The following is a 25,438-nucleotide window of genomic DNA, read 5'->3' on the forward strand; positions in this document are numbered from 1 at the left end:
CATAGGCAAAATCTCCCAGTTACTATCACTCTAAAATTGATGTACCATGAAACTACAACTTACAATTGCCAGCTTTACAATATGCCTCCTTTTCTCCCCCATGCTTCGGGCACAAGAATCTCCGCGCATTGTCAGTTATGACTTAACCGTACAGATTGATGTACCGAACCGACAGGTCGAAGTAGGCGGTTCGTTTGAAGTTGATTTCCAGGACAGTGACTCAATCTCGTTGGTACTATGGCGCCATGCCCGTATCGACACACTACGCCACAGCAGCCGGGAGATAACCTACCGTTTCGATACGCTTGCCCCGGCACCTGCCCAATTCATTCCCGACGGACGGACCTTGACCCTCTACCGGCCGGCAGGAGCCGATGACCGCTGCCGCATAAATACCCGTTACACACTCTACATGCAGGAAGTGCAGGGCCCTGCAAAATCATTCAATGACCATTGGATTGAACTTGGTTACTATACGGGATGGTATCCTGTCTGCAACGGTAACCGGGCAGATTATTCGCACTTACGAATCGGCATCACTGACGGTTATACGGTGAGCGGCTCAGGTATTATTTCCCATACAGAAGAAGGGATGTGGGAAATGAAGCAACCTTGGGAGAATTTCGACAATGTTATCCTGGCTTCACCCATGCTGAAAAGCCGCCGCATCAATGATAACGGAACTACCATTGAACTTATCTATACAGACTTCCCGGATGCCGGTGCAGACTCGGCACTTCAATGTTGCCACAATGCCTTGAAATTCTTCCGACACCTTTATAAAATTGCGGGAGATGAGGATATTTACATGAAATTCCTGCTTTCAGCTTCCGGCACCTCAGGAGGGTACAGCCGTAAAAATTTCATTATGCTCAGTTCACGAACATTCAATGAATATGTACTCAAGAACACCGCCCACGAAATCGGCCACTTCTGGTGGAACAAGGCTCCGGTGGAATCTTGGCACGACTGGCTGAACGAATCTTTTGCCGAATTCAGTGCTTTGCAATACATACGCCACGCCCGCGGCGAAAAAGCCTATGCCGCTTACATCGACGCCTACCGTAAGGAAACACGCCATATCCGTCCTATCTGGGGTATTGACCGCAACGACCGCGAAGCGCATCTTGCCCTCTATAGGAAAGGGTCAGTGCTACTCGCCGACCTGCTTGTCCGGGTGGGTGAAGAACCTTTCTTCAACTTTCTGGCAGGTGTCATCCAAGCCCATATAACAGACACATCGGCTTTCCTGGATTTTGCGGAAAGCCGATTGGGACGTAAAAACCGGGACTGGATTGAAAAGCGGTTAAAAGAATAAACACCTGATTATTCTTCAATTGTTCCTTTCGCCACCGGCTTCTCAAAATGAGTGCCGCACTTCCTGCATACATACTCCCAATGCTCAGTGCCCGGAGGTGCGGCCGACAATGCCGCAATAACAGCAGCCACCACAGCACGCACCCGATGGCTCTTCTTCAGCACAAACTTAATCTCATCCGAACCGCAATGGGGGCAGTACCTCAACTGTTCCGGAATCATCTGGTTCCGTTCAAGCAGACGGAGGGCATTGTCATATTCGTCCTCATAGACAAATATATCCACTCCCGTGACATCACGGACATATCCGCGCATCACGGAAGACATGTTTTCATTATGCAAAACAGACGCAATGCCCTCATTCTTCAAGGCACCCTGAATAACATGTGCCTGAAAGGCATCGTCGCAGGTGATTAGCTTTACGGTTTTCATCTTTTATGTTTATATGAAACAATAGTCATGGGTTCTACAATGCCTCCTTGAATATCTCTCCCACCGTGGGGTGCGGAAAGACAATCTTCTTCCATTCATCGGCAGTAAGTTTCAGTTCAATAGCCATGCCTGCCAGCGTGATGATTTCCGAAGCGGGATTACCCAAGACATGTGCCCCCAATACGGTATCGTCACTGCCCAACAGTAACTTGCAGACGCCATTCACTCCTTCATTCTCTGCTACAAAGCGACCACTGTACGCCATCGGCAGCTTCACGGCACGATAGGCAACGCCTCTCTTCTGCAGGGATTCTTCTGTCTCGCCCACACCGGCTATTTCGGGATTGGTATATACCACGCCGGGGATGGCACGGTAGCTCATGGCATCCTTCTTGCCAATGATGGAATGTATGGCTACTTCTGCCTCGCGGACGGCTGTATGCGCCAGCAAGGAATATCCCGTCAAGTCGCCGCAAGCATATACTCCGGGAACTGAAGTCTGCATCTGTCCGTTGACAAAGACATTTCCGCGCTCCGTTCTTTCCAAGCCCAGATTCTCCAATCCGAAGCCTTTCATTACCGGACGGCGCCCGACACTCATCAGAAGCCGTTCGGCAACGACGGAACCGGGACCGTCGGCTGTTTCATAATTCACCTGGATAAGGGAAGAAGCTTCGGCAGTATCCGGCATGACAGACACTACTTTTGCACTCAGCATGAACTTGATTCCCCGCTTGGCGTACTCTGCACGGAGCATACCCGCCAGCTCTCGGTCCATACCGCCTCCCAGTATCTCGTCCAGCATCTCGACGACGGTTACCTGCACTCCCAGGCTGTTGAAGAAAGAAGCGAACTCCATACCGATGACACCGCCGCCGATGATGGCAAGCGAAGCGGGCAGTTCCTTGTTGTCCAGCGCGTCACGATGGGTCCAGTAAGGCACCTTGTCTATGCCGGGAATGGCAGGGACAAAGGTTTCGGAACCGGTGCAGAGCAGCAGGTTCTCGCATTCGTAGGTTTCTCCGCCGCACTCCACATGATTCTTGTCCGTCACTGTGGCCTCTCCGCTGACAATCGTCACACCATGGGCAGTCAGCTTTCCTTTGATTCCCAATACCAGCTTGCGTACTACCTTCTGCTTGCGGGCAATAATCTTGGGCAAATCAAACGATACTTCGGGCACACTGACCGCATACTTCGAAGCATGGCGGGCTCCGTCATAGGTCTTGGCCGAATACAACAAGGTCTTGGTAGGGATACACCCTTCATTCAGGCACACTCCACCGAGACTCTGCTTCTCAAATAGTACGACACTCAATCCTACTTTTCCGGCAGCTTCGGCAGCAGTATATCCCGCAGGACCTCCACCGATAATGGCAACTTGGTATTTCATGGAATTAATGGTTAGTGGTTAATGATTAGCGATAATTTGTGCGCAAGTTAATAAAACCCGTATTATCCGACAAAAAAGAACACTTCTTTCTTTCGGAGAATACAGCGTAAAGAGGAAATAATTATCTTTGTCGTGCAGCATTTACAAAGAATGCCACGTCCAATGGACATAAATCAAATAATAACCAACATGAAAACGACTGACTTATTCCAACCCATCCTTCTGTTCGCTCTTTTTCTTTGCGGCCTGGCTGCTTGCAACAACGACGATGACCTTCGCCTCTCACCCATGCAGGAAACTACCATGGACGGCGATGCCTCCACCCTGCAGATAGACCTGACACGCAGTAACTGGCGCATTGCCTCCATCACCACCCTTGGCGGAACCACAATGGTAGACACCAACAACCGCCCCTTACAGTTGGAAGGCTTGGGAAGCCTTCACTTCCGCTGGTTTGACCTCACCCGCGAGAACGAAACCCAGCTCACACTAAAGACTGAAGATAATTTCGACGGAGAAGAACGCGGGCTTATCCTCAACCTTGAGATGAAGACGGGCTTCTACAAAGAACAAATCACCATACGGCAAGCGCCATGCGAGAATTTCTATCAGATAGAATCCATTGAATACAGCGTGGGAAATAATGACAGGGTGGAAGAAGCCGGGACGGAACCCGACAAGAGTACCTATAAAGATGAAACTATGGGCAACACAACCGGAAAGCATGACCATTATCCGTTCATCAACAAATGGACAGAATACGCATTCTTGCTCAACGACCACTCCAACGATGTCTTCAACTGGATAGACCCGAAGAAACGCAGCATCTGCCTGCCCGACCGTATAGAAGACGGGAAGGTGGTGATGGGGCAACAACAGCTATTCTTCCTTGCCCAAGGCAAGTACTACAAAGAAGACGAATTGAGATATAAACATTTTGAAATGGATATAGTGGGCATGAAATGGAACATATACACTTCAACCATCTACTACAAACGGCTTCAAGTGACATTCACCGCCACTCTTTCACGTCCCGGTAGCGATACAAAGAAGGTACTCAAGGGTAAATTCATGCAGAGATACCCTTATGACTGCTCGGAAATACATCACGAAGTAAAGGATTCTTTAGAAGATTAGAGTCCGGTGTCTGTCAGACAAGACTCCACCTCCTCCCTGCTCAATGCCGGAGCTCGCCCATCGGCAAGCTTACGGCATACCAACCGGCCGGCCGCCAGCGCTTCCGCCTTTGTGGCAAACGGCAGGCGACCGCTCAAAGCAGGTATAAAAGGTTGATATATCAGGGTATCGGCTCCATGCAGCACCACGTAGCCGTAACCGCCTTCCACCTCCATCACCCGGCATTTCAACTCATTGCCACCGCCGGCAGTATGACCCGAACAGCAAGAAAGGCATACCGCCATCACAGCCGGTACACCTATCTTTATCATAATAAACATCAGCTTCATAAGTTCCGTTCAGTTATGGGGCGAATCAGACTTCCTCTTCCTCATCGGGTAGAAGTTCGTACACATCATCAAAGTAGCTGGTACCACTTGTTCCCGTCAGCACGAAACCACGTTCGCCGGTAGAGAAACCAACGGCAGCCCTGCGCGAAGAAGCGCCGGAAGGATAATTATGTACATCTGTAATGGGGGTAAAGTCGTCATCGGAATCGCCGTACCATAAGTCCTTGTCAGGGTCGTACAGCCAGTAGTCGCTGCTCAAGGAAGTGCTGTTACGTATTCCCGTAGCCACAAATCCCCTTCCACCGATGACGAAGGATACGGCTTCGGACCGTGTGATGGCGTAGTCATCGTCATAGTCATTGTCGGAGTCCGTATCGGCAATGTCACGCAACTGGGTCCAGTTGCTTCCGTCGAACTTCCAGAAATCCACCAGGTCAGTACTGTTGTTTCGCCCGCAACAGATGTAGGCCACCTCATCGATGACGAATGCCGTACCGAAGTAGCGCTTCTCGCCTCCATACCCGCTCACCGCTTCCCATTGCGAACCTTCGGCGCCATTGGGGTTGAAACGGTAGAAGTCCATCTTGTAGGCACTCTCGCTGCCGGTAGCGTCGCTGTTGCAGCCCGTACCGACATAGCCATATCCGCCTATACTGAAAGCCAGGGCACCGTCGCGCACCCCGCCTTTGAAGTCGTCTTTCCGTGTCCAGGTATCCGTGGCAGGGTCATACTCCCAGGTATCTGCTACACAGTAGGACGAGGAGCCGTCCTTCACGGAACCGGTCGTAATGTATCCCTTGCCATTCACGGCAAAGCCCACAGCAGCCTTGCGCCCGGCAACGGGCATGTCGGCACACTGCGTCCAGCTGTTCCGGCTCATGTCATACTCCCAAAGGTCGTTCAGGTAATCCTTGTTCGCTCCGTAGAAGCCGCCACACAAATATCCATAATTGCCGATGGTGAAGCCGGAGGCATAAGCGCGGTACACACCGTTATAGCTGGCTTTCTTCATCCACTGCCCCTGAGTGTATTCATCCTCGTCCGTACAACTGCCGGCAATGCACACGATGGCCAGCAACATTATTCCTACCAATAGTCTGTTCATTGTTTATTGTTTTTTTAATGATTAAGCTTTATACTTCCCACTTTCCAAAACAAGAAGCTGCGGGAGGTCCTTTTTGTCTGTCCGCAAAAGTAAACCACCGCAACCACACCGACAAAAATAACCGACGAACAGTCCGAAATTCCCGTTAAACGCCTTTACCGATAAAAACCGTCCGAACGCCGATTTTTGTAGGAAGATATAAAAGTTTTGCCTTTCCTTTGCCGCCAACTAAAAGAACAGAAATGAAGAAGTCATTGTACAGCTTATTCGCAGTCCTCGCTATCTTCTGCGCCTGCCAAGACGAGAACTCGCAGCTTGGAAAGAGCCTCGTGGAAAGCTCCTTCTATAATGTATACGCAGACACCTGCTCGGTAGACATCAGCACCATCCTGCTAGACTCCATAGAGACCCGGGGCGACAGCATCTGCCAGCTGGGACATTACCGGAGCAGCGCCTGGGGAGAAGTATCCGCCACCTACTATGCCGAATACTCCACGTCCGACTTCACCCCCAACACAGACTATACCTATACCCTCGACTCCCTCGTACTGCGAATGATACCTTCGGGCCATTTCTGGGGAGATACCCTGACGCAACAGCGCATCTCCATCTACCGGCTGAAAAACCCTATCGTGCTGGACAACGACGAGGACCTTTACAACAGCACCGTACTCCCGACGGAAGATGCCCCACTCTTCAGCTTTACCTTCACCCCCTGCCCGGGGCGGAAGAAGGAAGTAAGCGTCCGCCTGCCCGACTCATGGGGACAACAACTGCTGAATGACCTCGTGGCCCAGGATGACTACTTCGATACCCAAGACAAGTTCAAGAAGAAATTCCCCGGACTGGTCTTTGTTCCCGAAAACGACGGGCAGTGTATCACCGGATTCATGGTGAATGATTCTGCCATGAACATCAACCTCCACTATCAGGAAGTCTCCAACCAGCGGACCGGACAAGTGCTGACTTTCAACGTAAACACCGACTATGCCTATACCGGTATCCGGCACGACCCCACCGGCACCCACCTTGCTTCCCTGAAAAGCGGAATAGAGAACCTCGTCCACTCCAGCGACATGGGTTGCCTGGCCTATATGCAGGGATTGACGGGTTACTACAACCAACTGGAATTCCCCTACCTCAACAGCCTCGGAAGTGCCGGACAGATAGTCTCCATAGAGAGCGCCACACTCTACCTCTATCCTCTGGCCCGGAGCTACAACGAAGTGAGCCAGCTTCCCGATGACATCCGCCTTTATATCACGGACGAGAACAATGTGCTGGAGGACTACGTATACGGCAGTGACGGCGTAACCGTACAGACCGGCGACCTGACCATCGACGAGATGTACGGGAAAGAGACCTACTACTCCTTCGACCTCACCGAATTCATCCGCAACAACTACGGCACTTCGGGCATCAAGCGGCAGAAACTGCTGATGAGTCTGACAGACGAAGAAAGCACCACCACCTTCAACCAGGTCATCTTCACCAACGACCCCGAACAAGAGAGACAATGCAGATTAGACGTAAGATTCAAAATATACAACGAGCAATGAAACGCCATTACCGGATTCCCCTTCTGCTGTGCAGTCTGTGTACGGCAAGCCTCACCGCCGTGGCACAAAACACCACCAACCTGCCCACCTCCATGTACGGAGTGGGCGAACTGAGTGCCGGTGACGGCGGACGTTATGCCGGCATGGGCAACACGGGCATCGCCCTGAACCGTACCGGATTTCTGAACACGCTGAACCCCGCAGCCATCACCCGCATGGACACCGCCTGCTTCACGTTCGATGTGGGTGCATCTGCCTCATATGCCCGCTACTCCTTTCTGAGCGAACACAGCTCCAACTTCACCGGCAACCCCAACCGCATCAGCATGGGCTTCCGTGTCCTGCCGCGCTGGTATGCCCTTGTAGGTGCAGCACCATACAGCAGTGTGGGCTATGTCATCCAGACCGAAGAAGAGATAGAGGGAATGCCCGGCAACTACACCTACTCGCTCTTTGAGGGTACGGGCGGACTATACCGGTGCTACGTCACCAATGCCTTTGCACTGAGCAGGCAACTGTCGGTCGGCATCAACCTGGGGATGATAGCGGGCACAGTGACGCAAAGCGAAACGCAGGAAAGCGCCGTCGTAAAGTACGAATCTTCTAAACAGGCCTTTTATGCGGACTTCGGCATACATTACGAATGGGGTGCGACCGGACAACGGAAGTGGGCGGCAGGGCTGGTATTTGCTCCCTCCCTTCCCATCAGCCACGACAATACACTGACTTACAGCAACTCATCTACCAGCGAGAACCTCGATAAAGGATACCACAGCCGTACACAATATCTGCCCATGCACCTCGGCACCGGCCTCAGCATAACCACCGAACGCTGGGTGCTGACCGCCGACTACAACTACCTGGACTGGAGCCGCAACTCCTCCTCCTACACTTCCATGAAATACGAGAACCAGCACAAAGTGAACCTGGGAGGCAGCTACATTACCAAGCCACGTCTGGCACGTTCCACCGAGCTGATGGGTGGAATAGGTTTCGGCAACTCCTATATCAACCTGAAAGGCGGGAAGATGCAGTATCTGGAAGCCAGTGTAGGGGCGAGCTTCCCCATCCGGTACTCCTATCTTTCGCTGGGCGCCACCTGGCGGAAACAACTGAACACACGCAGCAATCTGATGCAGGAAAGCCGATTCAGCCTGAATCTGAACTTGACGTTCGGGGAAAGGATTTCGAGAGCAAAACTAAAGTAATACAAGGTTCCGGTTCACCACAGATTACACGGATTTTACACCGAATGATTATCATTTGTTGGATCTATATATGCAACGCGTTGCATATATAGATGCAGCACGCTGGAACTATAGATCCAACAAACAAAGTATATAGTATCTGAAAACAGGGTATTACAACACTGCCAGCCTGGACACATACCCTTTCACCCTTTCGCGGTAAGCATCGCCAATGGGGACATCCTTCTGCTCTATGAGCAGTGTACTGCGCCCGATGGCGCTGATGCAGTCCATGCGGACAATAAAAGAACGGTGTACGCGGATAAATTCATCGGCCGGAAGTTTTTCTTCCATATACTTCATGCTACACAAGCTCAAGATAGGCTTAGGGGCATCTTTACAGAAAATCTTCACATAATCGCCCATACCTTCTATATAGTTTATCCGTTCCAGGTCGAGCCGCATGATGCGGTTGTCACACCGCATGTAAATCACCTTCGGAACCTCTTCCGGACCTTGCCTTTGCTTGGGGGCGGACGTACCTGCATCCTGCAAAGAGAACCAGCGTGCCGCTTTGCTGACAGACTGGAAAAACGTGGAGAAATTGAGCCCGTCCATCAGATAGTCCAACGCATCCAGACGGAAACATTCGGCAGCATAGCGGTCGGTGTCTGTAATGAAAATGACACGAGTAGACGAGGACAAGAGCCTGCAAAAATCCATTCCGTTGATTTCACCTTCTTCCACCGGATAGATGCCGACAAAATAAACTTCCACTTTTGTCTCATAATAATCCTTCAGCGCTTCAAGAGGATTGCCGTACTTTCCGTGCAAAGAGAGAAAAGGAACTTTGCCGATATACTCTTCCAATCTTCCGGCAATCTCCGGGTCCGCATGCAAAATGGCACAATTCAAGTTCATATCCGTTTCTTTTTTACATAATGGACGCTGCCACATCCAAAAAACTGCAAACAGAAGAGCTAAAATTAAGCTTTATTTATGATTCAAAAACAATCTGCCTCTACGGAAAGACTATATTATCAGGAAAATAAAGTGCTTATTATGAACAGTTTCAAAAAATAAACTTATCTTTGCATGTACATCCCCACAAAAAGTAAAGGCTATGAAACAACAGAAACTATTCCACCTCGTATTGTCCGCCATGCTGATTGTTTGCACGACCGGCTGTTATGATAAAGACGAAATTAAAGATGCTGAAAAATATCTGTTCAAAGATATTCAATACTCTTTTGAAGAAGGGGATGGATTCAGTACGTATGATGTAGAGCTCCTGCCCTTCATCATGGAAAACAATTTAAACAATAGTATCACCACCACAAACTCCCCCTTCGAAGACACATGGCAGGAAACCACCTTCCAGAGCAACGACCCCGAAGCATTTGTATGGATGGGGGAAGAAGATGTGTTCGTCAATACCCCTTACATGTTTGGAGATGAACTATTGTTAAGTGGGGCAACCATAAAATATGGCAGCGAAACAACAAAAGCCAAAGGTCCAAACAGCAGTACTTCCACCATCAGCATACAACCTCACTGTCGGCTCATCATAAAAGGAACACTACACTACAGCAAGCTTGTAGCTACCTATACGCTGACATTCGCAGGTGAATATACAAAAACGGAAAAACAGATAAAGGGAAAGTTCATACAAACAACTCCGGAAAGCTACACAGGAGACATTACCATGGAGCCGATAACGGCAGATTAAAACGGAATCGCATACGTGGGCACACCCTATTGCTCACCCTCTCCGTTCCTCCAGTAACCGGATAAACTCCTCCTCCTTGACGGGAAGAAGCACTGCACACTTGCCCTCGCCATATTTCACGAGCACATAGCGCATCACCGCAAACCGCCCTACCTGCATGGAAGAAGCACGCTCCACAGAAGTGATGTCTTTCATCAGAATTTCCTTACTCCGGGAGAAACGGCCGAAGGACAGCACCAACTTCCCGTCGGGCGTTACGGTATAGGTGGTATGAATCAGCTTCTCGATAATAACCACCAGCCAAAGCATGAAAATAGCAGCCGGGAACGGAGACTTGTACCAAAGCATATAGACGGCGAGAATACCTATCAGGATGAGAAACAGATACTGCCCCATAGCAATGCGCGCATGAAAGATTCGATTCATTTTATCTGATTTTTGCCGCTAAGGTACGTATTTTTATGATAACAACTTCTTCATTAGTATCTCCATTTCTCGAACTTCCGTCACATTCAGCTTGCGGCAGACCGAAGCACATAACAATTCTACCCGTTCCGGCGAAAAATAAATCAGTTCTGCAATCTCCTTTACAGACTGTCCAAGAGCTACCAGCATACATATCAGTTCTTCATCCTTATCCACCTCCGGAATAGACTGATAAAGTTTCTCTAAAAAAGAAGGATAATGAAAAATAAAGATTTCACGGAATACAGCCTCACGAGTTCCGGACAACAAAGCCTCCGAAGCATTGGGAGAATCTTCCGAAATCATTTCGCGCAAAGCTCTGGCAATCTCCTGCATATTAAAAGGTGTCACTGTTTTCTTTGTTTTCATTGTATCTTATTTCACCATTATACATATTTACAATCGTTTTGATACAAATTTGCAAAATATGCACAACCTAACCATAAGAATACGATATACAATCTGATATACAATTTCATATTATATTTATTATCAAATAATTAACAAGAAACAAAAAACAAGTCCATTGTTGTAAATTTTAAATTAAGAAATTATATCTTTGCCTTACAAAACAAACAGTCCACAAAATATGAATGCCAAAAAACTTTCATTTTTACTTCTGATTCTCGTAGCTGTAGCCTGCACCAACCGCTCCACCTCTTCGGAACAAGACGAAATGAGGCATTGGAACAATGTCCTTCAACAAATCAATGCCTTACTACTCGAAAACAAAGCGCGACAAACGTTGGATCTTGCCAAACAGACCTTGCCCGAAATCCTGGAATCGGCAGAAAAAAACGGAACTACAGATACCCTGATTTACTATGCCCGCAAGATATTTAATGCCTGCGGGAACAATTACATAAACACCAAACAATACAAAGACGGCATCGACTATATGGACAGCATTGGGAACCATCCCCTCATCCGCGAACATTGCCCGCACGAACTGCTGAGCTTCAAGGCCGGACTGAACCAACTGTATGGCAATAACCCGGAAGCTGTCCGACTGGCAGAAGACTACCTCCAGTTACCGGTCTGTACCAGTGCCAATGACTTTATCCGGCAGGCAGAAATCATAAGCGGTGTCTACATGTACTCCGGAAACAATCTACCCAAAGCTATCCAAATTTTGGAAAAAGCAATAGATGTCTACCGGAAAGGCGGAAACTTCCCGAACATGCTGCGGATAATGTCACGGTTGGGCATCTATTACCACCTCAGTGGCGAATACGAGAAAGCTATAGCCACTAACCAAGAAGCCATAGCCACTTACAACGACAGCATAGCACCTGGAAATGTAGTGATTGCCTACGGAGAACAAGCTAATCTCTACGCCGAACTGGGTATGTACGACCAGGCCCTGGAAATGAACAAAAAAGCCCAATACTACTCCATGCTGAAAGACAGCTTCGGACTGGGAGACTTGTACCGCTACCGTGCCCAGATCTTTCGTAACATGAATCAAAAGGACTCTGTATTCCACTACCTCAGGCTGGGAGAAAAGTTGTCAATGATACAAAACAGCTTTAAGGGCGTATTCGTAAACAAAGTAGAAACGGTAAACAGTTATCTGGACTATCCCGACTCTTTGGAAAAAGCACTGCAACTTGCCCTTAGCATCTGTCCCGATACCGTGCGGATGCCCCAATGGGCCAAATACCAACTCAACCTCCACCTAGGCCGGGCCTTACTGCAAACCGGGAAGGAGCAAAACGGCATACACCTGATAGACCGGGCTGCACAAGACCTCATCAACATGAAGTTCATGGAAGGCCGCGATGCCAACGAGATATTAATGGATTACTATCTGGCCAAAGGCATGAACGACGATTTTGCTCGTTGCTACATCCGTAACCGACAGTTTGCCGATTCTCTGGACAATAACGAAAAGAAACGTGCTGTGGCAGCAGCCAACATCCGGTTTGATGCCAACCAAAAAGAGAAAGAAAACAAACTGCTCTCGGCACAAGTGCAATGGCAGCAACAGCAGTTGTTCTACAACATCTGCATCTCCATTACATTACTGTTGCTACTTATCACCACTACAGCCTATTTCATCATCCGAAGGAAGGCCAACCACCAGCTTATAGAAAACAACAAACGGGAAATACAGACCCTCATTACCCGGCAGCAAGACCTGAACCGTCGCAACGAACAACTGACGGAAGAAATAGAACGGGCCATGGCTACCAATAACCTCAACTCCATTCGCCAGCTCACCGTGCAAAGCCTGCTCAGCAGGGAAGATGAGAACACATTCCGCCGGTCGTTTGCCACCATACATCCTTCTTATCTGCCCAAGCTCCGCGAAAGTTATCCTCAACTGACCCGCAACGAAGAATTGCTGGCCATGCTCATCTGCATGAACCAAAGTACCGACGAAATAGCCCTTATCATGGGAATCAACCGGAATAGTGTAAACGTAGTCCGTTCGCGCATGCGCAAGAACATGGAATTGCCCAAAGAAAAATCCCTGGATGAAGTATTGAAACAATACCTTACATAACAAATAAAAATAAGCCCGCTTATTTTGCTCTACGTTTGGTTTACACTATCTTTGCGGCGTTTAATACACAAAACCTATGGTAAGAAAGTTCGATTTTCTCGTTATCGGCTCCGGACTTGCCGGTATGAGTTTTGCGCTGAAAGTAGCGCATAAAGGAACAGTAGCCCTCATTTGTAAGGCAGGTTTGGAAGAGGCAAACACTTATTTTGCACAAGGAGGTATCGCCTCTGTCACCAATCTGGCCGTAGACAATTTTGAAAAGCATATCGAAGATACCATGATTGCGGGTGACTGGATAAGCGACCGTGAAGCCGTAGAGAAGGTGGTGCGCAATGCCCCCGAACAAATCAAGGAGCTTATCAAATGGGGAGTGAACTTCGACAAAAAGGAGGACGGAGAGTTTGACCTGCACAAAGAAGGCGGCCACTCCGAATTCCGCATCCTCCACCATAAGGACAATACGGGTGCAGAGATACAGACCAGCCTCATTGAAGCTGTGAAGCAACACCCCAACATCACCGTACTGACCGACCATTACGCTGTGGAAATCATTACCCAGCATCACCAGGGAATCATCGTTACCCGCCACACCCCCGGCATCAAGTGCTACGGTGCCTATGTGCTGAACGAAGCGACGGGCGAGGTGGATACCTTCCTTTCCAAAGTCACCATCATGGCAACGGGCGGTTGCGAAGCCGTTTACCGCCATACCACCAACCCGCTGGTGGCCACGGGAGACGGCATTGCCATGGTCTACCGTGCCAAGGGAGCAGTGAAAGACATGGAATTCATCCAGTTCCATCCCACAGCCCTTTTCCATCCGGGAGACCGCCCCTCGTTCCTCATCACCGAAGCCATGCGCGGTTATGGCGGCGTGCTGCGTACCAAAGACGGAAAAGAATTCATGCAGAAGTACGACCCGCGACTCTCACTGGCCCCGCGTGACATCGTGGCGCGTGCCATCGACAACGAAATGAAACAGCGCGGTGAGGACCATGTGTATCTGGACGTCACCCACAAAGACCCCGAAGAAACCAAGAAGCACTTCCCTAACATATACAAGAAATGCCTCAGCATCGGTATAGACATTACAAAGGAATACATACCGGTAGCCCCCGCCGCCCATTATCTCTGCGGTGGCATCAAGGTGGATTTGGACGGACAGAGCAGCATCCGCCGCCTGTACGCCATCGGCGAATGTTCGTGCACCGGACTGCATGGTGGCAACCGTCTGGCAAGCAACTCACTGATTGAAGCCGTGGTTTATGCCGACGCGGCAGCCAAACACGCGCTGAGCGTACTGGAACGTTATGACTTCAACGAAGACATTCCCGAATGGAACGACGAAGGTACCATTTCCACCGAAGAACGTGTCCTCATCACACAAAGCATGAAGGAAGTGAACCAGATTATGGAGGCATACGTAGGTATTGTCCGCAGCAATACCCGGTTGACACGTGCCTGGAACCGACTGGACATACTTTACGAGGAGACAGAAGCACTCTTCAAGCGGAGCAAGGCTACCCGAGAGCTGTGCGAACTGCGCAACATGATAAACGTAGGATACCTGATAACAAAGCAAGCCATGGAACGCAAGGAAAGCCGCGGACTGCACTACACGATAGACTATCCGCACGTCGGGAAGTAACTAAAGTAAAACTCGCGCCACTATACTGGCACGGAAAACGAACATGGTCATTTAAACAAAGCGCCCGGATGCTTTCTTCAGAGCATCCGGGCGTTTCCCGTTATCCATACCTGCACAAGCAGGAGACATTATCAATAGTTTGACTTCTTTACTTCGAAGTAAGCCTGCGGATGCAAGCAAGCCGGGCATACCTGAGGAGCTTCCTTACCGGTGTAGATGAAACCACAGTTGCGGCACTGCCATACCACTTCGCCTTCCTTGGCAAATACGCTGGCAGTCTCTATATTCTGGATAAAAGCGCGATAACGTTCTTCGTGTCCCTTTTCGGCAATGGCGATGTTACGGTACATAAGAGCGATTTCGGGGAAACCTTCTTCGTCTGCAATATCAGCAAACTTAGGATAATCCAATGACCATTCTTCGTGTTCGCCGGCAGCAGCTTCCTGAAGATTTTCCAGGGTAGTGCCGATAACACCTGCAGGATAAGAAGCGGTGATTTCCACCATACCGCCTTCCAGCCACTTGAACATACGTTTAGCGTGTTCCTTTTCCTGGTCAGCCGTTTCTGTGAAAATAGCGGCGATTTGTTCGTAACCTTCTTTCTTGGCTACACTTGCAAAATAAGTGTAACGCATTCTTGCTTGTGATTCACCAGCGAATGAAGTCAGCAGATTCTTCTCAGTCTGAGTTCCTTTAACACTTTTAGCCATAGTCTCTTTTTTTATTAGTTAATATAATTACGTATAAATGTCGTTCGTACTGTTTATAAACAACACAAAATTACGAATTTAGTTTGGAATAATCACACCTCTGCCCCATCGGATTTATTTATCGTCTTATAGAAAGAATCTATCTTCACCGATAACCCGAAGAGGTATTTCAGACATAATTAATAGCACATATCTGATAAGGAAAACAAAATACATCACAGTTGTGTTCACTAATATCCATTATTTTATCTACTTTTGCAGGCAATTTGCAATATATACATTACATTCTGTATAAAAAAACGTATAAAAAAGTAGATTATAATGAAAGCGTTCGGATTCAGACCAAAGCTATACACGGCTTTAAAAAATTACTCTAAAGAACTGTTCATGGCAGACCTGATGGCAGGTATCATTGTAGGTATCGTTGCCCTCCCGCTTGCCATTGCATTCGGTATCGCCTCCGGCGTATCACCGGAGAAAGGTATCATTACGGCTATCATAGCTGGTTTCATCATCTCCCTGATGGGTGGGAGCAAGGTACAGATTGGAGGACCGACCGGTGCGTTCATCGTCATTATCTATGGCATCATCCAGCAATACGGTGAATCGGGGCTTATTGTCGCCACACTGATGGCAGGCGTACTGCTTATCCTGCTGGGAGTTTTCAAGCTGGGAGCTGTCATTAAGTTTATCCCCTATCCCATCATCGTAGGTTTTACAAGCGGTATTGCCGTCACCATCTTCACTACGCAGATTGCCGACATTTTCGGGCTGACGTTCGGAGGAGAGAAAGTTCCGGGAGACTTTGTAGGAAAATGGATGATTTATTTCCGACATTTCGATACCGTAAACTGGTGGAACACGATTGTAAGTATTGTCAGCATCTTCATCATTGCCATTACACCGCGGTTCTCGAAGAAGATTCCGGGGTCACTTATTGCCATCATCGTGGTGACAGTGGCAGTCTGGCTGATGAAAGTATATGGAGGCATTGATTGTATTGATACCATCGGCGACCGTTTCAGCATCCGTGCCGAACTGCCGGATGCCGTGATGCCTGCCCTGGATTGGGAAGCGATAAAGAACTTGTTCCCCGTAGCCATTACAATCGCTGTACTGGGTGCCATCGAATCTTTGCTGTCTGCCACCGTGGCCGATGGTGTGATAGGCGACAAACACGATTCCAACACGGAACTGATAGCACAAGGTGTTGCCAACATGACTACCCCGCTGTTTGGCGGTATCCCTGCCACCGGAGCCATCGCGCGTACCATGGCAAATATCAACAACGGAGGAAAAACTCCCGTAGCAGGCATGGTGCATGCAGTGGTATTGCTGCTTATCCTACTGTTCCTCATGCCGCTGGCACAGTATATCCCAATGGCTTGCCTGGCGGGTGTACTGGTCATAGTATCCTATAACATGAGTGGTTGGCGTACGTTCAAGGCATTATTGAAGAATCCTAAATCGGATGTCACGGTACTGCTGATTACTTTCTTCCTGACCGTCATCTTCGACCTGACTATTGCCATTGAAGTAGGTCTGGTGATTGCCTGCGTGCTGTTTATGCGCCGCGTCATGGAGACTACCGAAATATCCGTCATCAAAGATGAAATAGACCCGAATGCAGAATCGGACATTGCAAGCAATGACGAGCATCTGATAATCCCCGAGGATGTGGAAGTATATGAAATAAACGGTCCTTACTTCTTCGGCATCGCCACCAAATTCGAAGAAATCATGGCGCGGCTGGGCGACCGCCCCAAAGTGCGCATCATCCGCATGCGTAAAGTTCCGTTCATCGATTCTACCGGTATCCACAACTTGACAAGCCTTTGTGAGATGTCCCAAAAGGAAAAAATAATCATTGTGCTCTCCGGTGTCAATGAAAAGGTACATAAGGTACTGGAAAAATCGGGCTTCTATGAGCTGTTGGGCGAAGAAAATATCTGTCCGAACATAAATGTGGCACTGGAAAGGGCCAAAATGATTATCCAACACTAATCCCGGCATGGCACGAAAAAAAAAGAAACAATCGCAAGGCGTCTATTATCTTATATTGTTTATATGTGCGGTCTGCCTTGCCTATGAACCCGTTGCAAAGATACTTTCGGATGCCAGGCAAAAGAGTTCTACGCCTGCCAAAATAGAACTCACGGCAGGCACACGCCTTGAAATACCGGCAAAGCTGAAGAACGTCTCCGAACAGATTCTCCAGCGGAAAGGCTACACAGTATCCTACAACAAAGATTTAAAGATACCCAACTGGGTAGCCTGGGAACTCATTCCCGAAAAACTGGTGGAGCGTGAAAGCCGTACAGACAAGTTCCTGCCCGACCCCGACCTGCCTGAGCACGAGGCAGTAACCACCGATGACTACAAAGGAGCCGGCATGGACCGCGGACATATGTGTCCGGCCGGTGACAACCGCTGGCACTGGAAAGCCATGCAAGAGAGCTTCTACATGACAAACATTTGCCCGCAGAACCACAATCTAAACCGTGGCGACTGGAAAGAACTGGAAGAGTCATGCCGCCGTTGGGCACAAGAAGAAGGCAAGATATGCATTGTATGCGGTCCTATTCTCTATGACCAACGTCACCGTACCATTGGTAAGAAGCACAAAATTACAGTGCCCGAAGCATTCTTCAAGGTCGTTCTGTGTGCAGACAGCAATCCCCCCAAAGCCATCGGCTTCATTTATAAGAATGCATCAGGCAATCATCCATTGGACAGCTACGTCAATACAGTGGACGAAGTGGAACGTATTACAGGTATCGACTTCTTCCCCGCCCTTCCGGATGAAATAGAAGAGAAGGTGGAAGCCGAATATGACTTGAAATTGTGGTAAAGGAGCTATTCCTTTACCCAGGCATCTACAATCTCGGCTACATAAACCCGGTGCAATCCACCGTGGTCACCGCCATACCAACGCTCGTAGACGGAATGGTCGAGAAAGAGTTCTTCTTTCATATCGGTAATGAAAAGCTTGCGGCACTCCAATCCCAGGCGGTCCTGCTCAAAGAGAATGTTTCCCCGCTCGGTAACGATAGGATTCAGACCAGTTTCCTTTACCTTATCCACTTCCCTACCCGATTTACTGCCACAAAGGTTGTAAATGCTCCGGTTTTCCTTTCCTAAAAAAGAAAGGGTGAAATATTCGTTCTCCTCCATAAACTCATACGTATAGCGCTCGGAACGAATAAAGACAAACACCACCGGCTTGTTCCAAAGCCAGCCAATACCTCCCCAACTGGCAGTCATGGTGTTGAAATGTTCTTTACTGCCTGCCGTAACCAGCATCCACTCTTTGCCTATCACTTCGAAGAAGTTCTCGCTTAAATCTTTAATTGCTATTGATTTCATAAGTATATTATTAATAAGAAACACTTACCGGTATACCCGTTTCACGTATCCGTTCTGCAATGCGATCCAGTTCCTCATGAGTGGCCTTCTGCAAATCATGGTCGGGCGTTTCACGGTCGATGGTATAAATCATCACTTGGCGGGGAGCAATCTCCTTGACAGCTTCCAGCCAGGGAAGAACAAATTTATCGGATGTATTATCCATATCTTGTCCTTTATAACTTCCTTTGAGAAACATGGTCTGGATAATGCAGTTCCCTTTGAACGCTTTCATCCCTTCTATAATCTCCCGGATGGAGTAATGTCCGGTAGGACGGTCAAGTACACGGACATACTCTTCATCCACCGTATCCAGTTTAAGGATGTTGTTGTCAATCTTGTTCAAAGCTTCGAATACGGCAGGACGATGAATAAAGGTAGAATTGCTCAGTACGCTCACCTTTGCATTCGGAAAATACTTGTCGCGCAAGGCAAGTGTATCTTCTATGATTTCGGGGAAACGGGGATGTGCCGTCGGTTCTCCATTACCGGCAAAAGTCAGTACATCCGGTGTAGGTCCGTTTTGCTGCATGTCCCGCAGGCGGGCTTCAAGGGCCGAACGGACTTCTTCGCGCGTAGGCAACGGCTGTTTGGGACGATGGTCGGCATTGAAACCACATTCACAATAAATACAGTCGAAGGTGCATACTTTGCCGTCTGCCGGCAATAAATTTATTCCCAAAGATACTCCCAGACGGCGAGAATGAACGGGACCGAATATGGGAGATGGATAAATGACAGTCATACTATTTACTATTTGACGATTTACTATTTACTATTTAATACTCCGAGTATCTACTAATCTTAGCACTCCAGAGTTCATCCTTGGATTATCATACGGACAAAGATAAAGAAAGAAATAAAAAAGCTATCAATCATTCCTCTAAAACTTGATACGCAGTTGCATCTGCAAGTCCGCTTTCCTATTTCCCGGTATCTCATCATTGCCCGAACCAATCGTCTCCCTATCCTGATAAACCGTCTGTCCGAATTTGGCAAGAAACATGAAGTTCTTACTCAAATCATATCGCAGATGAGCGGAGTAACGGAACCCTTTGCCATAGAAGGAAGGGGTATAGAAAGTATATAACAATCCACGCTCGGAGGCGTAAACACGCGAATCGTAATCGTCCGTATGAAACCAGGTTCCCTGCACGGAAACTGACAGAGGGAAGGGGAAAGTGTACGAGCAAAATTGAGTACACTGATAACCTTGCCGTCTATCAAAGCGATACCCTTCCCCATCCTGCTGACGGAAGTGGTTATAATCTATTGTAGTACGAAAGATATATCTTCCCGGCATATAGGTCAGCCGATAACGGAGTTTATGGTGATAGATAGGTTCGATAACTGCACCGCTTGTACCCGTCACGTCTCTTTCTTTCTGTTTGTACCGATAATTAAAATACATCGAAAGGCTCTTTCGAGGAGTATAAGTAACCTGAAACATGGCATCCACTCCCTTTGAGGGCTTACTTATACGGTATTTCCACCAAGGAAAAGAAAACACATCCAGTGAAGTGAAAAACTTCCACCGGGCGAAAGGTGTGGCCTCTGCTGCCAGATACCATCCGTTCTCATTCTGCGGCATACTGCTTTCGCCAAAGGAACGCCCAAACAAAGTCCAATAATCATATGAATAATACCGGTGAACAAGTAGCAGATGATAATCGGAAGAAAGATTATACTTCAGCCGGTTCAGCAACGCATAGCCTTTACTGCCGGTTGCCGCTTCCCCCACCCAGACAAAACGGCCCAGACGATACCTATAATCCATGCCCACATTATAGAAATCACTTCCATGAAGATTGTACTTTGCATACTTGTTCAACCGAGGCTTGTAAGGACGGTCGAAAAAATAGTAAATCCCCGTCACTCCCACCTTCAGAGAGTTCTTTTCATAGGTCATGTTTCCACCTATCACCTGCAAGGCAAAGGCATTCATTTTATCTGCCTCCTTCTGCGTGCGATGCAATCCCGTCTTGTAAATGGAAGTTATCTCGCCATCCTCCACCACACCGTCCATGGAGCGATGCGAATAGAAAGCCGAAATATCCAAGTAAGGCAATACTCCCACCGTTGCCGCCACTCCCCGGAAATAATTGTACTCATCGGTAGAACTATGCTTACGGATGCCTCCGGTACGATATTCTGTTGTAGACATAGAGAATGTTTTTCCTAAACGAAAATCCGTACTAAGTACCAGTCCCTGCCCGAAGCTCAGACGGTAATTGCCCAATGCCAAAGCCTTCAGCCGCCCCAGATTCTTTATCAGAAAATAGAAAGAATAGTAATCATAGCCTTTTCTGTTGTGCAGGGCAAAGAAGGGTTCTCCGGCATCCTTCTCTCCCGTCACGCCTATTTGGAGATAATCTCCATAATGAAAATTATAGCGCAAAGAATGGTAAAGGGAAGGTCCCAGGTAATTCTTCTCATATCCTTTACGGATATAGAACGGTACATCCAAACGTGCCAATGTTTCGTGTTTCCCGTATTTCAGTATAGATTTTAAAGCAGGATACCCCCTACCCGCTTTCACTGCCCGCACACAGACAAAGGGCAGCAGTAGGTCGATGGTACGTTTATCCATCTCCTCCACCAGTTGCAATTCATAAATGGTCTGCATCTGTCCGTGTATATAGACATAAGCCAGAAGATTCTCTATCTGTATATCCGTAAGAAAAGGAAACTGCTCCAATTGCCGTTTAGTGGCGGCATTGAGGTTGACAGGCTCTTGCAGACGTCGGGACAACTCCTCCAATTCATCTTTCCAACCGTATTCTTCCTCATTCCCGATGGAAAGTTGTTCCAAATTTTCTTCCAAAAGAAGTAAAGGCTGTTCTTTCTGAAGGCCGGATATATTTTGAGCTTCAAGCATAGGAGTCATTGACAGCATACTTACAAAAACTCCTATCTTGAGTAATTCCATTAATAGTAGGTCACTTTCATGTTTTGGGAAGCGAAGTTACCTTAAATAAGTTAATTGAGCAAGGAAAAATCAACATGATGCAACAACATTACACAGAATGGTGTACTTTTGCAACATGAACGCAAGGCTTAACATAGTAATACTCATCATGTTTCTTTCTCTCGGAAGCCTGAAATGTTTTGCACAGCAGCAACCACAGTCTGCTGCGCAAAAGAGTGTCTATCTTACTCCCATGTGCGTTTACGAAGGAGATACCATCCCTTATGTCAAGCTCCCCACTGTCTACATCTTCAAGCCGCTTAAATTCAAGAACAAGCGCGACATGAACAAGTACTACAAACTCATTCGTGACGTAAAGAAGGTACTTCCCATCTCCAAGGAGATTAACCGTGCCATCATTGAAACCTACGAATACATGATGACCCTGCCCACCGAGAAAGCCCGCCAGAAACACATGAAAGCAGTAGAGAAAAGCTTGAAGGAGCAATACACTCCCCGCATGAAGAAACTTACCTTTGCCCAAGGCAAACTGTTAATAAAACTGGTAGACCGACAGACCAACTCCACCGGATATGAACTGGTAAAAGCTTTTATGGGCCCTTTCAAAGCCGGTTTCTACCAGACTTTTGCCGCACTCTTCGGCGCCAGTCTAAAAAAACAATACGACCCTATGGGAGACGATGCATTGACCGAACGGGTGATATTGATGGTAGAAAGCGGACAATTATAAACTGATGTTTATTCCCGCCTTGCGTGCCTGCGAATGTTGAAATTGGCGTTTCACATTATATGTCTTTCCGTCTTTGACGAACTTAGAACCGGTCTGCTTGAACCAGAAGTCCACTTTATTTTCCACACAAATTCTGCGAAGGTCCATCACCCATTCAAAATCACAAGGGCGGGCTTCGTAACCGGATTCTCCCCCTGCAACTATCTGTTCAATCCATTCGCCAACAGCATAAGTACTTAAATCTATCCTTTCCAGCAGCGGTTCACAGATTATTATCTTATGCTTTATGGGAGCTCTCCTATAGATGGGCAAGCGATAATCGGCGCAAGCCTGGTTTTCAACCGTACAACAAATGGTTACATTATCATATCCGTCTCCCCAATCATCGGGCAGACAGTCAGAAAAACGGTCTATACGCTTGGTAATCATCATAAAATGCAGGTCACTGCGACAACGAATCATCTCCCATGCTTCGGCCCGCCATTTGTCAGCATCTTCCACAAAGAAATCGGAAGTAAAGCAGGTGTAGACAAATGTTCCAGGTGGTATCTTGAATTCTCCGTTACGCTTTTTACGCAAAGGCAGGTCAAAGTTTTTTGTCCGCACCACCACCGAACTGTCCACCTCTCGTCGGGCATCACCACGATAAACATAACAATGCTTGCAACCTGCACTCAATTTATGGCAACCATGCCATAAGTTCCACATCATCGACTTCGCAACAATACCGTTCATTCAAACAAAAAACTTATCGTTAACACCATGTTGAAAACTATGTTAGCAACATAAATAATCAGTTATTAAACAATTGATATTAAGCTATATATTCAGTTAATAACAGAATGAACAATTGTTTATTACTACCTATTCGGGTTGTACCTCTCCTGCCATCGGAAGCTCTTTCCAACCTTCACCAAATGCATCATAAGCATCGGTAACCACTACAAAAGCCTTTGGGTCTACTTCCCTTATCTTCTGCTTGATACCTACCACTTCCTTGTAACTCACCACAAGAAACAGCATTTCCTTGTCTACATTGGTATAAAGACCACTACTTTTGATGCAAGTGGCTGTACGGTCCAAATCTTTAAGAATATAGTCGTGCAAAGCGGTAAGGCGCATATCACTGATGACAAACAGTATCTTGTCATTCTTCTCCCCATTTATCACATAGGCCAATACCCTTGAAGTGACAAAAATAGCTATCAGTGAATAGAAAGACAAATGCCACGAAGGTTGTGTAGCATCATCCGGATTTCCGATACCGAAACCGATAACCAATAGGCCGAATCCCACCACAATGCCATCTACCAGCAGTATCGCCTTTGAAAAACGTATATGGCAATATTTCTGCAATATCATCGCCACAATATCCGTACCTCCTGTAGTAGCCCGGCTACGCACTACAATACCACAGCCTATACCGATAACCACCGCACCAATCACAGAAGTCAGCATCAAATGGTCGGACATATTCAGACTGCCACCCAGCAACTGTGTAGGGTCCAACTGATGGAGCGCTTCTTCAGAAGGATAGGAGAGGAGAGACAGCACATTCATGGCAAGCGGAGTGAATAGTGCCGCCACGATAGTACGTGCTCCCAATTTTGCTCCCAGTACCAGCACGGAAATGATAAGCAAAGGAATATCAAACATATAACCGAAAGTACCTACCTGAATAGAAGGGAACAGATTATGAAGCACAATACTAGCTCCATACACCCCGCCAGGAACAAGATTATAAGGATTGATAAAGTAAACAAAACCTGCTGCCAGAATAGTACAACCTACAAAAATGCCTATCCATGAAGATATTATCTTTTTCATATCGATATGATTTATATATATTCAGCAAATATACAAAAAATAAGAAAAGACACCAACTGTACAGCAAGTTTTCCACATACAACCGATATGTGTTGAATACATGGTTAACAAAAAGGATAAAGTAGAAGATAAAGCATTAATTTACAATGAATAAAGTGGTTGATTTTTATAATCAACCACTGTTCATAAAATCTCTCATCATACCTATATAGAACTAGTTTATTGGATCTATAGATGCAACACGCTGGATCTATAGATGCACCGTGTTCGATCTATAGCTCCAACAAACCCGATATATTGACAGCTTATTAACAGCCCTGTTATTATCTCAGTTTCTTGAATAAATCCCAAATAACAATACCCGCCGTAACCGATACATTCAACGAATGCTTTGTGCCGTATTGAGGAATTTCAATGCAACCGTGCGAATGGTCAATCACTTCTTGTTGAACACCCTTCACTTCATTTCCCATTACCACAGCATACTTTTTAGTCTTGTCCAGCACCAGTTCGTCCAGCATCACACTACCTTCCGCCTGCTCTACAGAATAAACGATGTATCCCTCGGCTTTTAGGTTATCAACAGCTTCAACAGAGTTATCAACATATTTCCAATCTACGGTAAATTCCGCTCCCAAAGCTGTTTTGTGCATCTCCGGATGGGGTGGGATAGCTGTAATGCCACAAAGATAAATGCACTCGATGCGGAAAGCATCCGAAGTACGGAAAACGGAACCTATATTATGGAGACTGCGGATATTATCCAATACCACTACCAAAGGCAGTTTTTCGGCTTCCTTAAATTCCTCTACACTAATACGATTCAGTTCAGTTATCTTCAGTTTACGCATGACAATATACTTTTAAATCTCCCTGCAAAGATACTTTTTTCCGTTTATATCCCGGTTAATAACCGTTGAAAAGGTGTCAATACAATAGGGAAACAATTTTAAAAATAATCCTTGCATTATTCAAAGGTCTGCATATTACAGCAGTGAAACGAACAAACCAAAAAAGTTAAGGAGAA

At 47.3% G+C, this 25,438-nt stretch carries 24 protein-coding genes; 10 read left to right on the forward strand and 14 right to left on the reverse strand.

Annotated features, from left to right (window positions below):
* Positions 1-46: 46 nt before the first annotated feature.
* Positions 47-1,318 carry a M1 family aminopeptidase gene (locus tag DWZ03_RS07880; RefSeq protein WP_120129520.1) on the forward strand — a complete coding sequence of 424 codons (1,272 nt, stop codon included), beginning with the start codon at positions 47-49 and terminating at the stop codon, positions 1,316-1,318.
* Between the two features lie 8 nt (positions 1,319-1,326).
* Here the strand turns inward: DWZ03_RS07880 and DWZ03_RS07885 are convergent, their stop codons facing one another.
* Both DWZ03_RS07885 and lpdA read right to left on the reverse strand, forming a co-directional pair.
* A complete protein-coding gene (locus DWZ03_RS07885) occupies positions 1,327-1,749 on the reverse strand; it encodes a DUF2007 domain-containing protein (RefSeq protein WP_057097314.1) in 423 nt (140 codons plus the stop codon).
* Positions 1,750-1,783: 34 nt separating this feature from the next.
* Entirely contained in the window at positions 1,784-3,142 is a 1,359-nt protein-coding gene (lpdA, locus tag DWZ03_RS07890) for a dihydrolipoyl dehydrogenase (RefSeq protein WP_120129523.1), read from the reverse strand.
* Between the two features lie 189 nt (positions 3,143-3,331).
* Here lpdA and DWZ03_RS07895 point away from each other — a divergent pair, with 189 nt between their 5' ends.
* The gene (locus DWZ03_RS07895; protein ID WP_120129729.1) at positions 3,332-4,279 is read left to right on the forward strand and encodes a hypothetical protein; all 948 of its coding nucleotides are present in this window, start codon (positions 3,332-3,334) and stop codon (positions 4,277-4,279) included.
* On the opposite strand, the gene DWZ03_RS07900 is transcribed toward DWZ03_RS07895, so the two are convergent.
* Positions 4,276-4,608, reverse strand: coding sequence for a DUF4907 domain-containing protein (locus tag DWZ03_RS07900; RefSeq protein WP_120129525.1), 333 nt, complete (start codon positions 4,606-4,608; stop codon positions 4,276-4,278). The two genes, DWZ03_RS07895 and DWZ03_RS07900, sit on opposite strands and share 4 nt — an antisense overlap.
* A 25-nt stretch (positions 4,609-4,633) precedes the next feature.
* Complete coding sequence (locus DWZ03_RS07905; RefSeq protein ID WP_005825248.1) at positions 4,634-5,713, reverse strand: Kelch repeat-containing protein; 1,080 nt, start codon at positions 5,711-5,713, stop codon at positions 4,634-4,636.
* A gap of 242 nt (positions 5,714-5,955) precedes the next feature.
* On the opposite strand from DWZ03_RS07905, the gene DWZ03_RS07910 reads away from it, so the two are divergent.
* Positions 5,956-7,272, forward strand: coding sequence for a DUF4270 family protein (locus tag DWZ03_RS07910; RefSeq protein ID WP_120129527.1), 1,317 nt, complete (start codon positions 5,956-5,958; stop codon positions 7,270-7,272).
* Entirely contained in the window at positions 7,269-8,480 is a 1,212-nt protein-coding gene (locus tag DWZ03_RS07915) for a hypothetical protein (protein ID WP_117887849.1), read from the forward strand. The genes DWZ03_RS07910 and DWZ03_RS07915 overlap by 4 nt, the downstream gene beginning before the upstream one ends.
* A gap of 153 nt (positions 8,481-8,633) precedes the next feature.
* On the opposite strand, the gene DWZ03_RS07920 is transcribed toward DWZ03_RS07915, so the two are convergent.
* Positions 8,634-9,380 (reverse strand): LytR/AlgR family response regulator transcription factor, encoded by a 747-nt coding sequence (locus tag DWZ03_RS07920; protein WP_044468289.1) that lies wholly within the window; start codon positions 9,378-9,380, stop codon positions 8,634-8,636.
* A 202-nt stretch (positions 9,381-9,582) separates the two neighbouring features.
* On the opposite strand from DWZ03_RS07920, the gene DWZ03_RS07925 reads away from it, so the two are divergent.
* Positions 9,583-10,188 (forward strand): hypothetical protein, encoded by a 606-nt coding sequence (locus tag DWZ03_RS07925; RefSeq protein ID WP_005833978.1) that lies wholly within the window; start codon positions 9,583-9,585, stop codon positions 10,186-10,188.
* Between the two features lie 33 nt (positions 10,189-10,221).
* On the opposite strand, the gene DWZ03_RS07930 is transcribed toward DWZ03_RS07925, so the two are convergent.
* Positions 10,222-10,614 carry a PH domain-containing protein gene (locus tag DWZ03_RS07930; protein ID WP_057089630.1) on the reverse strand — a complete coding sequence of 131 codons (393 nt, stop codon included), beginning with the start codon at positions 10,612-10,614 and terminating at the stop codon, positions 10,222-10,224.
* Between the two features lie 33 nt (positions 10,615-10,647).
* Positions 10,648-11,022 (reverse strand): helix-turn-helix transcriptional regulator, encoded by a 375-nt coding sequence (locus tag DWZ03_RS07935; protein WP_005833976.1) that lies wholly within the window; start codon positions 11,020-11,022, stop codon positions 10,648-10,650.
* 220 nt (positions 11,023-11,242) lie between these two features.
* Here DWZ03_RS07935 and DWZ03_RS07940 point away from each other — a divergent pair, with 220 nt between their 5' ends.
* Together DWZ03_RS07940 and nadB are read left to right on the forward strand one after the other, a co-directional pair.
* A complete protein-coding gene (locus DWZ03_RS07940) occupies positions 11,243-13,162 on the forward strand; it encodes a tetratricopeptide repeat protein (protein ID WP_005825236.1) in 1,920 nt (639 codons plus the stop codon).
* Between the two features lie 76 nt (positions 13,163-13,238).
* Positions 13,239-14,810 (forward strand): L-aspartate oxidase, encoded by a 1,572-nt coding sequence (gene nadB, locus DWZ03_RS07945; protein ID WP_016272212.1) that lies wholly within the window; start codon positions 13,239-13,241, stop codon positions 14,808-14,810.
* A 131-nt stretch (positions 14,811-14,941) separates the two neighbouring features.
* Here the strand turns inward: nadB and rbr are convergent, their stop codons facing one another.
* Positions 14,942-15,520, reverse strand: a complete 579-nt coding sequence (rbr, locus tag DWZ03_RS07950; RefSeq protein WP_005825226.1) for a rubrerythrin — start codon at positions 15,518-15,520, stop codon at positions 14,942-14,944.
* A gap of 321 nt (positions 15,521-15,841) precedes the next feature.
* Between rbr and DWZ03_RS07955 the strand changes: the two genes are divergently transcribed.
* Both DWZ03_RS07955 and DWZ03_RS07960 read left to right on the forward strand, forming a co-directional pair.
* Positions 15,842-17,524: a SulP family inorganic anion transporter gene (locus tag DWZ03_RS07955; protein ID WP_120129530.1), complete on the forward strand. Its 1,683-nt coding sequence runs from the start codon at positions 15,842-15,844 to the stop codon at positions 17,522-17,524.
* A 7-nt stretch (positions 17,525-17,531) separates the two neighbouring features.
* On the forward strand, positions 17,532-18,371 hold the full coding sequence (locus DWZ03_RS07960; protein WP_035447454.1) for a DNA/RNA non-specific endonuclease: 840 nt from the start codon (positions 17,532-17,534) through the stop codon (positions 18,369-18,371).
* A gap of 5 nt (positions 18,372-18,376) precedes the next feature.
* Here DWZ03_RS07960 and DWZ03_RS07965 read toward each other — a convergent pair whose 3' ends face one another.
* From DWZ03_RS07965 to DWZ03_RS07975, 3 genes are all read right to left on the reverse strand, one after another.
* A complete protein-coding gene (locus DWZ03_RS07965; RefSeq protein ID WP_009037517.1) occupies positions 18,377-18,886 on the reverse strand; it encodes a flavin reductase family protein in 510 nt (169 codons plus the stop codon).
* A gap of 10 nt (positions 18,887-18,896) precedes the next feature.
* Complete coding sequence (locus tag DWZ03_RS07970) at positions 18,897-19,670, reverse strand: radical SAM protein (RefSeq protein ID WP_009037516.1); 774 nt, start codon at positions 19,668-19,670, stop codon at positions 18,897-18,899.
* A 138-nt stretch (positions 19,671-19,808) separates the two neighbouring features.
* Positions 19,809-21,854, reverse strand: a complete 2,046-nt coding sequence (locus tag DWZ03_RS07975; protein WP_120129533.1) for a helix-hairpin-helix domain-containing protein — start codon at positions 21,852-21,854, stop codon at positions 19,809-19,811.
* 97 nt (positions 21,855-21,951) lie between these two features.
* Between DWZ03_RS07975 and DWZ03_RS07980 the strand changes: the two genes are divergently transcribed.
* On the forward strand, positions 21,952-22,584 hold the full coding sequence (locus tag DWZ03_RS07980; RefSeq protein ID WP_005833968.1) for a DUF4294 domain-containing protein: 633 nt from the start codon (positions 21,952-21,954) through the stop codon (positions 22,582-22,584).
* Here the strand turns inward: DWZ03_RS07980 and DWZ03_RS07985 are convergent.
* From DWZ03_RS07985 to DWZ03_RS07995, 3 genes are all read right to left on the reverse strand, one after another.
* A complete protein-coding gene (locus DWZ03_RS07985) occupies positions 22,579-23,319 on the reverse strand; it encodes a DUF5131 family protein (RefSeq protein WP_044468589.1) in 741 nt (246 codons plus the stop codon). The two genes, DWZ03_RS07980 and DWZ03_RS07985, sit on opposite strands and share 6 nt — an antisense overlap.
* Before the next feature lie 129 nt (positions 23,320-23,448).
* On the reverse strand, positions 23,449-24,411 hold the full coding sequence (locus DWZ03_RS07990) for a YitT family protein (RefSeq protein WP_005825206.1): 963 nt from the start codon (positions 24,409-24,411) through the stop codon (positions 23,449-23,451).
* Positions 24,412-24,734: 323 nt separating this feature from the next.
* Positions 24,735-25,262, reverse strand: a complete 528-nt coding sequence (locus DWZ03_RS07995) for an RNA methyltransferase (RefSeq protein WP_117688942.1) — start codon at positions 25,260-25,262, stop codon at positions 24,735-24,737.
* Between the last annotated feature and the right edge of the window lie 176 nt (positions 25,263-25,438).

Origin of the sequence: Bacteroides sp. AF29-11 (genome assembly GCF_003602895.1) — a bacterium.
In the GTDB taxonomy this organism is placed as follows: domain Bacteria; phylum Bacteroidota; class Bacteroidia; order Bacteroidales; family Bacteroidaceae; genus Bacteroides; species Bacteroides uniformis.